At 30.3% G+C, this 14,238-nt stretch carries 13 protein-coding genes; 6 read left to right on the top strand and 7 right to left on the bottom strand.

What is annotated here, in order from left to right; translation table 11 throughout:
• Positions 1-2 precede the first annotated feature (2 nt).
• A complete protein-coding gene (gene lpdA / locus BTO07_RS13360; RefSeq protein WP_087521707.1) occupies positions 3-1,403 on the bottom strand; it encodes a dihydrolipoyl dehydrogenase in 1,401 nt (466 codons plus the stop codon).
• Positions 1,404-1,695: 292 nt separating this feature from the next.
• Here lpdA and BTO07_RS13365 point away from each other — a divergent pair, with 292 nt between their 5' ends.
• Entirely contained in the window at positions 1,696-2,865 is a 1,170-nt protein-coding gene (locus tag BTO07_RS13365) for a glycosyltransferase (protein ID WP_442956820.1), read from the top strand.
• Here the strand turns inward: BTO07_RS13365 and BTO07_RS13370 are convergent.
• Together BTO07_RS13370 and BTO07_RS13375 are read right to left on the bottom strand one after the other, a co-directional pair.
• Complete coding sequence (locus BTO07_RS13370) at positions 2,862-3,380, bottom strand: hypothetical protein (protein ID WP_087521709.1); 519 nt, start codon at positions 3,378-3,380, stop codon at positions 2,862-2,864. The genes BTO07_RS13365 and BTO07_RS13370 overlap by 4 nt on opposite strands.
• A 212-nt stretch (positions 3,381-3,592) precedes the next feature.
• Complete coding sequence (locus BTO07_RS13375; RefSeq protein WP_087521710.1) at positions 3,593-5,608, bottom strand: M3 family metallopeptidase; 2,016 nt, start codon at positions 5,606-5,608, stop codon at positions 3,593-3,595.
• A 185-nt stretch (positions 5,609-5,793) separates the two neighbouring features.
• On the opposite strand from BTO07_RS13375, the gene BTO07_RS13380 reads away from it, so the two are divergent.
• Positions 5,794-8,262 (top strand): LamG-like jellyroll fold domain-containing protein, encoded by a 2,469-nt coding sequence (locus BTO07_RS13380; RefSeq protein WP_198342471.1) that lies wholly within the window; start codon positions 5,794-5,796, stop codon positions 8,260-8,262.
• Between the two features lie 93 nt (positions 8,263-8,355).
• Here BTO07_RS13380 and purE read toward each other — a convergent pair whose 3' ends face one another.
• Genes purE through BTO07_RS13395 form a run of 3 tightly spaced genes read right to left on the bottom strand, consistent with a single transcriptional unit; the run spans position 8,356 to position 10,510 of the window.
• On the bottom strand, positions 8,356-8,835 hold the full coding sequence (purE, locus tag BTO07_RS13385) for a 5-(carboxyamino)imidazole ribonucleotide mutase (protein ID WP_087521712.1): 480 nt from the start codon (positions 8,833-8,835) through the stop codon (positions 8,356-8,358).
• A 44-nt stretch (positions 8,836-8,879) separates the two neighbouring features.
• The gene (locus tag BTO07_RS13390) at positions 8,880-10,037 is read right to left on the bottom strand and encodes a 5-(carboxyamino)imidazole ribonucleotide synthase (RefSeq protein ID WP_087521713.1); all 1,158 of its coding nucleotides are present in this window, start codon (positions 10,035-10,037) and stop codon (positions 8,880-8,882) included.
• Between the two features lie 53 nt (positions 10,038-10,090).
• A complete protein-coding gene (locus BTO07_RS13395; protein ID WP_087521714.1) occupies positions 10,091-10,510 on the bottom strand; it encodes a phosphoribosylaminoimidazole carboxylase in 420 nt (139 codons plus the stop codon).
• A 105-nt stretch (positions 10,511-10,615) separates the two neighbouring features.
• On the opposite strand from BTO07_RS13395, the gene greA reads away from it, so the two are divergent.
• From greA to BTO07_RS13410, 3 genes are all read left to right on the top strand, one after another.
• Complete coding sequence (greA, locus tag BTO07_RS13400; protein WP_087522651.1) at positions 10,616-11,089, top strand: transcription elongation factor GreA; 474 nt, start codon at positions 10,616-10,618, stop codon at positions 11,087-11,089.
• Positions 11,090-11,311: 222 nt separating this feature from the next.
• Entirely contained in the window at positions 11,312-11,701 is a 390-nt protein-coding gene (locus BTO07_RS13405) for an HIT family protein (RefSeq protein ID WP_087521715.1), read from the top strand.
• 24 nt (positions 11,702-11,725) lie between these two features.
• Positions 11,726-11,971: a hypothetical protein gene (locus BTO07_RS13410; RefSeq protein WP_087521716.1), complete on the top strand. Its 246-nt coding sequence runs from the start codon at positions 11,726-11,728 to the stop codon at positions 11,969-11,971.
• A gap of 172 nt (positions 11,972-12,143) precedes the next feature.
• Here the strand turns inward: BTO07_RS13410 and BTO07_RS13415 are convergent, their stop codons facing one another.
• Entirely contained in the window at positions 12,144-13,295 is a 1,152-nt protein-coding gene (locus tag BTO07_RS13415; RefSeq protein WP_087521717.1) for a sensor histidine kinase, read from the bottom strand.
• A 78-nt stretch (positions 13,296-13,373) separates the two neighbouring features.
• On the opposite strand from BTO07_RS13415, the gene BTO07_RS13420 reads away from it, so the two are divergent.
• Positions 13,374-14,234, top strand: a complete 861-nt coding sequence (locus BTO07_RS13420; protein ID WP_087521718.1) for a flavin reductase family protein — start codon at positions 13,374-13,376, stop codon at positions 14,232-14,234.
• Positions 14,235-14,238: the final 4 nt, after the last annotated feature.

Below are 14,238 nucleotides of genomic sequence, written 5' to 3' on the forward strand. Positions count from 1 at the left end.
TTTTAAGCATTCAAAGGTTTACCATCCCAAGCAGCTTTTGCAGCCTCTTTTACAGCTTCAGCATATGTTGGGTGACCATGACAAATTCTAGATAAATCTTCAGCAGATGCTCTAAATTCCATAGCAACTGCAGCTTCCATAATTAAATCTGCAACACGTGCACCAACCATGTGAACTCCTAAAATTTCATCCGTATTTTTATCAGCTAAAATCTTCACAAAACCATCAATATCTCCACTTGCACGAGATCTACCTAAAGCTCTCATAGAAAATTTACCTGATTTATAATCAACTCCAGCATCTTTTAATTCTTGTTCCGTTTTACCAACAGCAGCAACTTCTGGCCATGTGTAAACAATTCCAGGAATTAAATTATAATCAATATGTGGTTTTTCACCAGCTAAATATTCTGCTACTACAACACCTTCTTCTTCCGCTTTGTGAGCTAACATTGCACCAGCAACAACATCACCAATTGCAAAAATATTAGAAATGTTAGTTTGTAAATGATCGTTTGTAGCAACTTGCCCACGCTCATTAACTTCTACACCAACTTTTTCTAAACCTAAACCTTCAGTATATGCTTTTCTACCAACTGCAACTAAACAATAGTCTCCTTTAAATTCTACTTCAACTCCTTTTTTGTTGGTTGCTTTTACAGTAACCTCATCACCATTTCTTTCAACAGCAGTAACTCCATGACTCACTGCGAATTTAATACCTTGTTTCTTTAAAACTTTGGTAAGTTCTTTAGAAACATCAGCATCCATTGTAGGTGTAATTTTCGGAGCATATTCTACTACGGTAACATCTGCACCTAAACGCTTATAAACAGAACCTAACTCTAAACCAATAACTCCACCACCAATAACGATTAAATGTTTTGGTACTTCAGTTAATTTTAAAGCTTCTGTAGATGTAATTATACGTTCTTTATCAAGAGAGATAAAAGGTAATGTAGATGGTTTTGAACCAGTTGCTATAATAATGTTTGTTCCTTCAACTATTTCTGAAGAACCATCATTTTTAGTAACTTTTATATGTGTAGCATCTTCAAAAGAACCTAAACCTTCATAAACATCAATCTTGTTTTTGTCCATTAAGTATTTAATTCCACCAGTTGTAGTTTCTACAACTTTATCTTTACGACCAATCATTTTACCAAAATCGAAAGATGGATTTTCTACAGAAATACCATGTTCTTCAAAATGATGAGTTGCATCATAAAAATGATGTGATGAATCTAACAAAGCTTTTGATGGAATACAACCTACATTTGTACACGTTCCTCCTAAAGTTGAATATTTTTCAACAAGTGCTACTTTTTTTCCTAATTGTGAAGCTCTAATTCCTGCAATATATCCTCCAGGTCCTGATCCAATTACAATAATATCGTATTTCATGAGTGTGTTTGTTTTGCGTAATCTTTAATCTTTCGGTTTGTTTTTTAGTAATAGTTGACAAAAATACGGATATTTTCACAGAATAAAGTGAGAATTCAGTAGTTTTACTATCTGGAAATTATAGATTACTTTTTATTTTTCGCTTTAATTATTGATTAGTTATTTTGCTTAATAAAATGAATTACCAGCAGATTATAAACAACAATTGAATTCTAAATAATTGAATAAACAACAAGTATTAATAATTGGTTATGTTTGGGTAGAACCAAATTCTTCTGCAGCAGGAAGTAGAATGCTACAACTTATTGAACAATTTTTACAACAAGATTATAAAATTACGTTTGCTTCTCCTGCTCAAAAAGGCGAAAAAGCGTCCAATTTAAGTTCTTTAGGAATCGATGAAGTTTCAATTGAATTAAACAATGCTTCTTTTGATGATTTTATAAAAGAACTACAACCAACAATTGTACTATTCGATCGTTTTATGATGGAAGAACAATTTGGTTGGCGAGTTGCAGAAAATTGCCCAAAAGCAATTCGGATTTTAGATACTGAAGATTTACATTTCTTACGAAAGACGAGACATCAACAATTAAAAAAAGGAGAAGCGTTTACAACAGAAGCTTTATTAAAATCTGATGATGCTAAAAGAGAAATTGCATCCATTTTAAGATGTGATATGAGTTTAATTATTTCCACTTTTGAAATGGATTTGTTAAAAGATGTTTTTAAGATTGATGAAAAAATTCTTTATTACTTGCCTTTTTTATTAGATAAAGTTGATGAACATCAAACAAAAAAATGGAAGTCTTTTGACGAAAGAGAACACTTTATTTTTATTGGTAATTTCTTTCATAAGCCAAATGTTGATGCTGTTTTAACTTTAAAAACTCAAATTTGGAGTAAAATTAGAAAATTACTTCCAAAAGCTGAGGTCCATATTTATGGGGCGTATGTAAATCAACAAATAAATCAATTACATAATAAAAAGGAAGGATTTATTATTAAAGGTTTTGCAGGAAATGCAAAAGAGGTTGTGAGAAATGCTAAAGTAGTTTTGGCACCTTTACGTTTTGGAGCAGGAATTAAAGGAAAGTTAATAGAAGCGATGGTTTGTGGTACGCCAAGTGTTACATCAGAAATTGGAGCAGAAGGAATGCATAATACATTGCCTTGGAATGGGTTTATAGAAGCTGATTATTCTAAATTTTCAGAAAAAACTGTTCAGTTATATACTGATGAAACACTTTGGATATCATCTCAAGAAAAGGGAATTGAAATTATCAATCAAATCTATGATAAAGAGAAAATAGGAGTGCTTTTTATCAACAAAATAAAAGAAATTCAAGGGGATTTAGATAGGCATAGAACTCAAAACTTTTTAGGAAATTTATTGCAGCATCAAACATTGCAAGCTACAAAGTATATGAGTAAATGGATTGAAGTAAAAAATAAAAGTTAAAAGTGAACTTTAAAACCAATAAAACTACTAGGTCTTATATACGAGCTTTCATTATATTTAAACTTTAAGTCTGTTCTCTCTACAATTTGATGAATATAACTTATGGAGAGTCTTTTAAAAAGTTGATAAGAAATTTCAAAATCAAAACCAAAACTGGTTGTGGTGTTGTCGAATCTTCTTATAGTTCCAAAATTTGGGAATACGCCTATATTTAATTTTTTTAAAAATAGATTTTCACGAATATATCCAAAACCTAATGCATATCGTTTTAAAGAACCAGTATGTAGGTTTACATGTTCTAATAGAGGGTAAACAACGATGTAACTTTTAATGAATTTAACGATAGGGATTTCTACTTTTATAAGAAGATCTAATGTTCCTGCATGGTTACCTCTTTCATCTCCAGTAAAAAAGAATTTAGTATCATGGTGAACTGCTAAATCAAAAGTATTTTGACTAAAAAACAGGGTGCTTTTTGTTAAGAGTAAGAAGAGTAAAATATATTGTAGTTTCATCGTTAATGGGGATTTGATGTTAGTACTTATTTTATGTATTTAAATAATACAGTACAAATGTATCTAACAATGTAAGGTAACTCAATAGGTGAATTTCTTAATTTACACTGTAGGTGTTGTTTACATCAAAAAAAGAATGAAACTCATGCTTTTAGAAAGGCATAAATTTCATTCTTTGTACTAATTTTGTTACGATAACTACTCGCTGTCTATTAGATTAAACCTGCTCTTTTTAATAAAGCATCAGGTTTTGGTTCTTTACCTCTAAATCGCTTGTATAAAATCATTGGTTTTTCTGTACCACCTTTAGAAAGTACATTTTCTTTAAATTTTGTAGCAACTTCTTTATTGAAAATCCCTTCTTCTAAAAAGTATTCAAAAGCATCTGCATCTAAAACTTCTGCCCATTTGTAAGAGTAATACCCTGCGGAATATCCACCTTGAAAAATATGAGAAAAAGCAGTACTCATACAGTTTTCTGCAACATCTGGATATAATTTTGTGTTTGCAAAAGCATTGTTTTCAAACTCTTTTACAGATTTTATTTCTGATGGATCTTGACCATGCCATTGCATATCTAATAAACCAAAACTTAATTGTCTTAATGTTTGCATTCCCTCATGAAAACTTGCAGATTCTTTAATTTTTTCAACATATTTCATTGGAATAACTTCTCCAGTTTCAAAATGTTTTGCGAACAATTCTAACGCTTCTTTTTCGTAACACCAGTTTTCTAAAACTTGACTTGGTAATTCTACAAAATCCCAAGAAACAGAAGTTCCGGATAAGCTATTATAAGTTGTGTTTGCTAGCATCCCATGTAATGCATGGCCAAATTCATGAAACAAGGTTGTAACTTCATTAAAAGTTAATAATGACGGTTTTGTTTCGGTTGGTTTTGTAAAATTACAAACGATAGAAACTTGTGGTCTTTCGTTAATTCCGTTTTTAATTTGTTGAGACTTGTAAGAAGTCATCCACGCACCATTTCTTTTTCCTTTTCTTGGATGAAAATCAGCATAAAAAACAGAAACAAAATTTCCATTTATATCTGTTACGTTATAAGTTTTAACATCTTCATGATAGGTGTCGATGTTAAAAACTTCTTCAAATTTTAAATCATATAAACGATTTGCAATTTCAAAAACACCATCAATAACATTTTCTAATTTAAAATAAGGTTTTAATAACTCTTGGTCTAAATCGAATAACTCCTTTTTAAGTTTTTCTGAATAATAAGAACCATCCCATTTTTGAAGTTGATCAATTCCGTCTAATTTTTTAGCAAAATTTTCTAAGTTTTTAAATTCTTTTAGAGCAGCAGGCTTTGCTTTTTCTAATAAATTATTAGAAAACTCAATTACTTTCTCTGGTGTTTCTGCCATTCTTTCTTCCAAAACAAAATGAGCATGTGTTTTATAGCCAAGTAAATTTGCTCTTTTATGACGAAGATTTACAATTTCTAGGACTGTTTTTTCATTGTTAAATTCATTATCTTGAAACGCTTTTTTACCAGCAGCAATTGCCATTTCTTTACGCAATTCTCTATTGTCTGCGTAGGTTAAGAAAGGAATATAACTTGGGTAATCTAACGTAAAAACCCAACCTTCTTTATCTTTAGATTTTGCCACTTCTTTAGCGGCTTCTTTTTCACTTTCTGGTAGACCTGCTAAATCTTTTTCATCTGTTATATGCATTTCAAAAGCATTGGTTTCTGCCAATACGTTTTCTCCAAATTTTAAAGAAAGTTTAGAAAGTTTCGCATCAATTTCACGAAGTTTGCTTTTATCAGCTTCCTTTAAATTAGCACCGTTTCTGGCAAAACCTTTGTACTGCTTATCTAAAAGCATTTCTTGTTCTGGAGTTAAATCTAAAGTTTCTCTAACATCAAAAACAACTTTTACTCTTTTAAATAAATCTTCATTAAGAGTTATATCATTTGAAAATTCACTTAACCAAGGAGAAACTTCTTGTGCAATTTTCTGAATTTCATCGTTTGTTTCTGCAGAATTCAAATTGAAAAAAATACTAGTAATTCTATTTAATTTTTCACCTGTAAAATCTAATGCAACCGTTGTGTTTTCAAAAGTTGGTGTATCAGAATTATTTATAATTTCATCAATTTCAGATTTTGCAATTTCAATTGCTTTTTTAATAGCAGGTTTGTAATCATCATTAGAAATTTTAGAAAATGGAGGTGTATTAAAATCTTGTAAAAGAGAATTCATGTGTTTTATTTAAATAAGAGTCAAATATAGATATTCTATCAATTTTTTATCAATAATCAACCAAAAAACATCTGTTTAACGGATAAACAATTCCATTCAACGAAATTTTAGAGTTTTAACTTTGTTCTATTATTATGTTTGCATACTTCTTTTCTTGTGAAATTGAAAAGAGAAACAACAGAATTATGAAAAACATTAAAAATCATTTCTCGCTTATATTATTATTTATTACTCATATTGTAATGGCACAAATACCTTGTTCTGCTGGTTTTACAGGAAACGGAACAAACGATTATATAACGATACCCAATACAGATGCAATTAATTTACAGAATACAAGAAATAGAACTGTTGAGTTTTGGTTTAAGCCTTCAGATATTTCAACAAGGCAAGTGTTATATGAAGAAGGAGCCCAGGTAAATGTTATTATGTTCTTTATTGAAGATGGAAGAGTGTATGTTGGTGGGTATAGAAATGATGCAAATACTGCTGCAAGAAGACGTTTTTTTAGATCTGCAATTGGAGATATTGCAGTTGATAAATGGACACATATTGCTTTTACAATTGAAGATACAACTTCACCAGACATTACTTTTAAATGGTTTCTTGATGGTGTAGAACAAGATGAGCAAGATGGATTACAAGTAAGTAAGCATTCTGGAAATATTTCAATTGGAAGAAATGGAGGAAATATTAGATACCCTTCTACATTTGCTAATGCAAGTTGGGGTGGAAGTGGAATAGGAACTTATAATGGAACTTTTACTGGGCAGAATTCAGCAAGTAATAATTTTGAAGGAAATATTTCTTTATTAAGAATTTGGAATACTGCAAGAAGTGAAAGTGAAATAAATACTAATAAATCTGAATATATAATATCAAATTTAGTAGATAAGTTAGTTGCTTATCAAGATGGAGATTCAATGATTTATGATTCAAATAATAATGGTGCCATTAATGCAGATACTACAGCAAATGGAAGTGGAACATCTTATACTTGGACGAGTGGAAGTGGAAGTTTTTATACTGCTGCAAATTGGTTAGGAACTACCTTTCCAGATGTAACAAAAACACAAACAGTAATTATTCAGAATGGCACTCCTAGTTTAACAACTGAAGTGAAAATAGGTAGACTTACGGTGAATTCTGGTGCAGAAATGATTGTTCAAAGTGGCGCAACTTTAAATATATTTTATGAATTAACAAACAATGGTACTATTACAGTTGAAGATGGAGGAGCTTTAATTTTTCATAGTTGTAATACTACAATAGCTGGTTCTGGTACATTTAATATTAAAAGGCAAACACCTACATATGCTGGTAATGATTTTTATTCTTATTGGAGTTCTCCATTAATTGAAGCGAATTCTAGCCCAAGTGTAATTTTTCCTGATGCAGAACTTATATATTCTTTTGGAGCAGGAGTTTCTAATGCAGACTGGGTTTATAATGGTGCTTCGAACTTAAAAACAGGACTTGGTTATGCAATTCAGAATGAAGGTTTAGGTGGTCAATTAAGAACCTTTACAGGGAAAATTAATGAAGGTGATGTTGAGGTAGACGTTTTTTATAATACCAATTTAGCAAGTACCGATTCGAACAATGTATGGTCTTTAGCTGGAGATAATTTGGTAGGTAATCCATATGCTTCTGCTATTGATTGGGATTTAATTGCAGCTGATACAGATAATGCAGACATAGATGGTACTGTATATTTTTGGAACCAAAATACTGCTGAAAATGGAGATAATAATGTTTCAGATTACTTGCAATATAATTTAACTGGTGGTACTTCAAATACAGCAACAGGTAAAATTGGGACAGGTCAAGGTTTCTTCGTTAAAACTTCTTCTAATAGTAAGATAACTTTTAAAACAACACATCAAATAGTTGCTAATAATACTCAATTTTTTAGAGGAACAGCATCTAAAGAAACATTAAATAAAGATGGAAGATCATGGTTTACGTTCAATCATGAAGGTAAAACTAATACAATTTTAGTTGGTTTTTTAAAAGGAGCTACCAATAGAATTGATAGATTATTTGATGCAGAATTTGATATTAATGAAAAATCATTAGGCTTTTATTCTTTAGTGAAGGGAATTGACAAAGTTTCTATACAAGGATTACCAGTTTTAAAAAGAGATAAAAAAGTGGTTAAATTAGGTTTTGTTGTTGATAAAGTAGGGAGCTATTCAATCGGAATTCAAGATGAATTAATTGATGAAGATTATTACATTTATTTAAGAGATACAGAAAATAAGATTACTGTAGATTTAAGGCAAAGAAGTTATCCGTTTACTATTGATTCTATTGGAGAAAACAATACAAGATTCAAGGTGATTTATACAAAAAAGAAGAGAAAATCGATATCAGGTAAAACTGAAGGAAAACAATCTTTTACAGTTGAAGAAATTGATTCTAAAGATTTTACAGTATACGTTGATGGAGGAAAAGAATTAATAGTAGCATATGATTTTGATGTAGATAACGTTAAAGAAATTTCTTTATACAATATTCAAGGAAGAAAAGTAGCTGCTTTTTTAGGAGCGCAAACTAAAGATGTTTCTAATTTGTCAACGGGTATTTATATTGTAGCTGCTACATTGAAAGATAACAGTGTATTCAATAAAAAAATAATGATTGCTAATTAAATCAAACACTATTTTTAAATAGTATAAATATATAAAACTAAAAAACTCAGAATTGAATTCAATTCTGAGTTTTTTGCTTTTATAAAAAAATGATTATTTCCTTACACGTTCTGAAGCTTTTTCAACCTTCAGTTTTAATTCTTCTTTGTAAGCTATAATTTTATTTAACACAAGTTCATCCGAAGCTCCAATAATCTGAGCAGCTAAAATACCGGCATTTTTTGCGCCATCTAAAGCTACAGTTGCAACGGGTACACCACCAGGCATTTGTAAAATTGATAAAATAGAATCCCAACCATCAATAGAATTTCTGCTTTTTACAGGAACTCCAATTATTGGCAACGGACTCATAGAAGCTACCATTCCTGGTAAATGCGCTGCACCACCAGCACCAGCAATAATTACTTTTATACCTCTTTTATGTGCATTTTTAGAATAGTCAACTAGCTTTTCTGGAGTTCTGTGAGCGGATACAATATCTACTTCTATTGCAATATTAAAACTCTCTAAAATATCAATTGCTTCTTGCATTATTGGAAGATCAGAATCGCTTCCCATTATTATTCCTACCATAATTTCTATTTTTCATTCCTGTGAAAACAGGAAACTATTTTGTTTTATTTAGAGATTACTCTAATTGTTTCTTTAACTTCTTGTGCTACTTTTCTAGCGATATCAATATCAGGATTTACAATAGTAACATGTCCCATTTTACGAAACGGACGTGTTTCTTTCTTCCCATAAATATGAGGCGTAACTCCATCAATCTTTAAAATGTTTTCTATATTCTGATAAATTACATCACCAGAAAAACCTTCTTCACCAACTAAATTTACCATAATTCCGGCAACTTTACTATCAGTATTTCCTAAAGGAAGGTTTAAGATACTTCTTAAATGTTGTTCAAATTGATTTGTATAACTTGCTTCAATTGAATAATGCCCAGAATTATGTGGTCTTGGAGCAACTTCATTCACTAAGATTTTATCATCTACAGTTTGAAACATTTCTACAGCCAATAAGCCAACAAAATCTAAATCACTCACTACTTTTAAAGCAATTTCTCTTGCTTTTTCAGCAACTTGAGAATTTATTCTTGCAGGACAAATAACATATTCTACTTGGTTAGCTTCTGGATGAAACTCCATTTCTACAACAGGATATGTTTTTACTTCACCTTTAGCATTTCTTGCAACAATAACAGCTAATTCATTTTTAAAAGGAATTAGTTTTTCAGTAATACATTCAACATTTGGTAAGCTTTCTAAATCGTCAGTAGTTCTAACAATTTTAACTCCTGTACCATCATAACCAAAACGAGCCGCTTTCCAAACAAAAGGAAATACAAGTAAATCTTTTTCGTATGCGTCTTTAACTTCAGTTGAATTTACAAAATGAGAAAATTCTGCTGTAGGAATCTGATTTGCTACATAAAATTTTTTCTGTACAGCTTTACTCTGAATAATTCTTAAATCTTTTGGTTTAGGAAATATCGTTAAACCTTCACTTTCAAGTTTATCTAAAGCATCAAGATTTACATTTTCAATTTCAATAGTTAATAAATCTACTGTTTTTCCGAAGTTATAAACGGCATCAAAATCTAATAAATCTCCAATTACAAATGTGTTGCAAATTTCTGCACAAGGTGCGTTTTTATTACTTTCTAAAATAGAAGTGTGTATGTCTAGTTTTTGAGTTTCTGCTAAAAGCATTCTACCTAATTGCCCACCACCAAGAACACCTAGTTTAAAATCTGAAGAAAAATAGTTTTTCACGTTGAATATTGTTGTGTTTGGGCAAAAATAAGCAACTCAATTTAATTATACTATTAATTGCTACTGATTAGAAAATTGTCTTCACTGAGTTTTACAGCATTATATTCTATCGCAGGACAATCAAAACCGTCAGTTTGGGGTGCTCCACCAATTCCAATACCTAAACCATATTCACTTCCATCACAAGAGCATTTTAAAATATTAGGCCTATTTTCGTCATAAACCATAGCTGAAGTACAATCATTATTTGGGCATATTTTGTCGTAGGCGATATATCTATCGAGCCCAACATTAATGATTAGAATTCCTTTTAAACCACCTGAAACTTCGGCAAATCTATTTACGGTTCTTAGAGATGTTATATAGTATTGTTGAGAAAAACTAAATGGGCGAACACAGTTTTCTGGAAGATTATCTTCGACACAGTTAAATAAGGTTAAAAAAGAAAATAAAAGAAGTGTTTTTTTGATCATAAGTATCTTTGTTAACTTAATAACGACTGCAATTTACAAATATTTTGTACATTTGTAAGACAATCTCATTCCTATTAGGTAATGGGATTTTTAAATTTAAACATCATGAGTGAAATATCATATTATTCAGCAGAAGGATTAAGGAAATTGAAAGATGAATTGTTACAGCTAGAACAAGTTGAACGACCAAGAGTAATTACAGAAATTGCAGATGCACGAGATAAAGGTGATTTAAGTGAAAATGCAGAATACCATGCAGCAAAAGAAGAACAATCTCATTTAGAATTTAAAATTGCAAAATTAAAAAATGTAATTTCTAGTGCAAGAATTATAGATGAATCTCAGTTAGATGCTTCTAAAATATTGATTCATTCGATCGTAAAGATTAAGAATGTAGCAAACGGAATGGAGTTTTCTTACACTTTGGTAGCAGACTCTGAAACTGATGTTAGAAATGGAAAATTATCTGTAAACTCACCAATTGGTAAAGGTTTATTAGGTAAAGAAGTTGGCGATATTGCAGAGATTCAGGTTCCTAATGGAATTATGAAATTTGAAATTGTAAATATTTCTAGATAATTTTTTTTGAAGCTATTTCCTGCTTTCCGTTATATCTTTTTTTAAGAAAAATAAAAAAAGGATGTCACTTCAATCAGGGCTAAACTAGTTGATAAACTATTTACGTTTTTCTATAAATTAATAGAATTTTAAAATTATAAATTCGGGTTTTAGCATTGCTAGAACCCGAATTCTTTTTTATATTTACTTCAGAACAAAAACAAACAACCAAAGATTAATACGATGAGCATATTTACAAAAATAATTGACGGAGAGATTCCTTGTTATAAAGTAGCAGAAGATGATAATTTTATTGCTTTTTTAGATATTAATCCAAATGCAAAAGGACATACTTTAGTGGTTCCTAAAAAGGAAGTAAATAAATTGTTCGATTTATCTAAAGAAGAATATTTAAGTTTAATGGATTTCTCTTACAGAGTTGCAAAAGCATTAGAAAAAGCAGTTCCTTGTAATAGAGTTGGACAAAGTGTAATTGGTTTAGAAGTACCTCATGTACATGTTCATTTAATTCCTTTAAATGCAATGGCAGATATTCAGTTTCATCAAAAAGTAAAGCTATCTAATGATGAGTTTGTTGGGTTAGCTAAAAGTATTGCTGATAAATTTGAGTAATAATATTTTGCAGTGAAAGAATTGTTGAAAGATTTTTTTAGAGGTTTTTTTTATGTTTTAGAAGGTTTTCCTATAATTACTGGAATTATATTCTTTTTACTTTCTGTCTATTTAATTAAGACAGCTTTACCAAAAGCTTATAATGTAGATATGGAAAAACGTAGCTTGTATAGTTATTGGAATAATTTGGGAATTGTATTCACATTAACTTTCATTAGCTTAATGATATTGGTTATTCAAGTTTTTAGAGTAGTATCTAGTTTTACTTAAAACAAATAGCTAGCAAACAGGTTTAGCCCTGATTGAAATGGCATCCTTTTTATTACTAAAGGGACGAAGCAATCTGTTTTAATTATGAGATTGCCACAGTTTACAAAAAAGTAAACTTCGCAATGACAAATAAAAAGATATAGTGGAAAGCAGGAAATAGCTTCTTAAAAAACTAAACTTTATCCAACAAAATTTCAAAAGTAGTTCCTTTACCGATTTCCGATTTCTGAACAGATATTTTTCCTTTATGATAATCGGAAACAATACGTCTAGAAAGTGATAAACCTAATCCCCAACCACGTTTTTTGGTTGTGAAACCGGGTTTAAAAATTTGCTTATATAATTTTTTAGGCATTCCTTTTCCGGTATCAGAAACGGTGATTTTTACTTTTTTAGAAGTGTTTTCTATATTCACTTTCAATTCGCCTTTTCCTAACATGGCATCAATAGCGTTTTTGATGAGGTTTTCTATAACCCAACCAAATAACTCTGTATTTAGATTGCTGTAAATTTCATTTTCTTCAGATGTAAACGAAAAAGATATTTGTTTAGAACTTCGAGATTCTAAGTAATCGAAAGCTTGTTTTGTGATGGCAACAATGTTTTCTCTTTTCAATTCGGGTGCAGAACCAATTTTTGAAAAACGATTCGCAATTGTATTTAATCGACTAACGTCCTTTTGTATTTCTTCGACATATTGATCATCTACTTTTTCCATTTTTAAAATAGCAATCCAACCTAATAAAGAAGACAAAGGTGTACCTATTTGATGTGCAGTTTCCTTTGCCATACCTGTCCAAAGTTTATTAGTTTCAGCAACTTTATTAGAGCTGTAAAACATATAAATAACACTTAGAAAAAGGACTAAAATTAAAATTAAAGCAATTGGGTAATACGTTAATCTGTTTAATAAATCTGAATTTCGATAATAAATAAACTGCCTATTTTTTCCTTGATAGCTCACTTCAATAGGCTCGTTTTCTTCCTTCATTATTGCCAATTGCTTCTCTAAATATTTTGGATTTAAAGATTTTTTAGCATCAAGGTTTTGAGAATATTCTATTTCTCCGTTCTCATTTACCAAGATCATTGGAATATTATTGTTATTCTCAAGTATTTTTAAAGGCAAATCTACATTGGCATCTAAATTTGTATTAGTTGCTATTTCTTTTTGAGCAGTGGCAAGAATTTCCATCTTAATTCGTTCTTCGTGTTTAAACTTTTGAAAGAAAGTATAGGTATTCCATAAAATTAAAGAAACAATAACAAACGAAACAACAATGGTAATTCGTTTAAATAAAAGTGTGTTTGAGAAGATTTTCATTAAAACAAATATAAAGGTTTCCACTATATAACTCGTTTAAAGATTTGATAGTATATTTACCTAACTAAAAATTTATGTATGCTTTCTATCGATCCAAAAGAGATTTCTACTAAACAGTTACATGGTTATTTATTAGGTGCTGTTGCACCAAGACCAATTGCTTTTGCAAGTACAATTGATGCAGAAGGAAATCCTAATTTATCACCTTTCAGTTTTTTTAATGTGTTTGGTACTAATCCGCCATTATTAATTTTTTCTCCAGCAAGAAGAGTTAGAGATAATACAACAAAACACACTTTAGATAATGCTTTAGCAACCAAAGAAGTTGTTATAAATGTGGTGAATTATGCAATTGTACAACAAATGTCTTTAAGTAGTACGGAATATCCTGAGGGTGTAAATGAGTTTGAAAAAGCAGGTTTTACAATGTTGCCTTCTGATAAAATAAAACCCTTTAGAGTAGCAGAATCTCCTGTGCAATTTGAATGCAAAGTAAATGAGATTATTGCTACTGGAAGTGAAGGAGGAGCAGGGAATTTAATTATTTGTGAAGTCGTGAAAATTCATGTTTCTGATGACGTTTTAGCGGATGATGGAAGCATAGATCAACATAAGATTGATTTGGTTGCAAGAGCAGGGGGGAACTACTATACAAGAGCAAGAGATGGCTTTTTCGAAATTCAGAAACCAATTGCTACTTTAGGTATTGGTGTTGATGAAATTCCTTTAGAAATTAGGCACAGTATAGTTTTAACAGGTAATAATTTAGGTGTGTTAGGTAATGTAGAACAATTACCTACAAAGGACGATGTTGATAACTTTAGGAAAGAACATCCTGAATTTATTGGACTTGAAACCACAAAAAAACATACATTTGCGCAAGCGTATTTAACAAAGAATGATGTAGAAAGTGCTTGGAAAGTACTTTTATTAAATTAGAAAC

The sequence above is a fragment of the Polaribacter sp. SA4-12 genome (assembly GCF_002163675.1).
Taxonomy (GTDB): domain Bacteria; phylum Bacteroidota; class Bacteroidia; order Flavobacteriales; family Flavobacteriaceae; genus Polaribacter.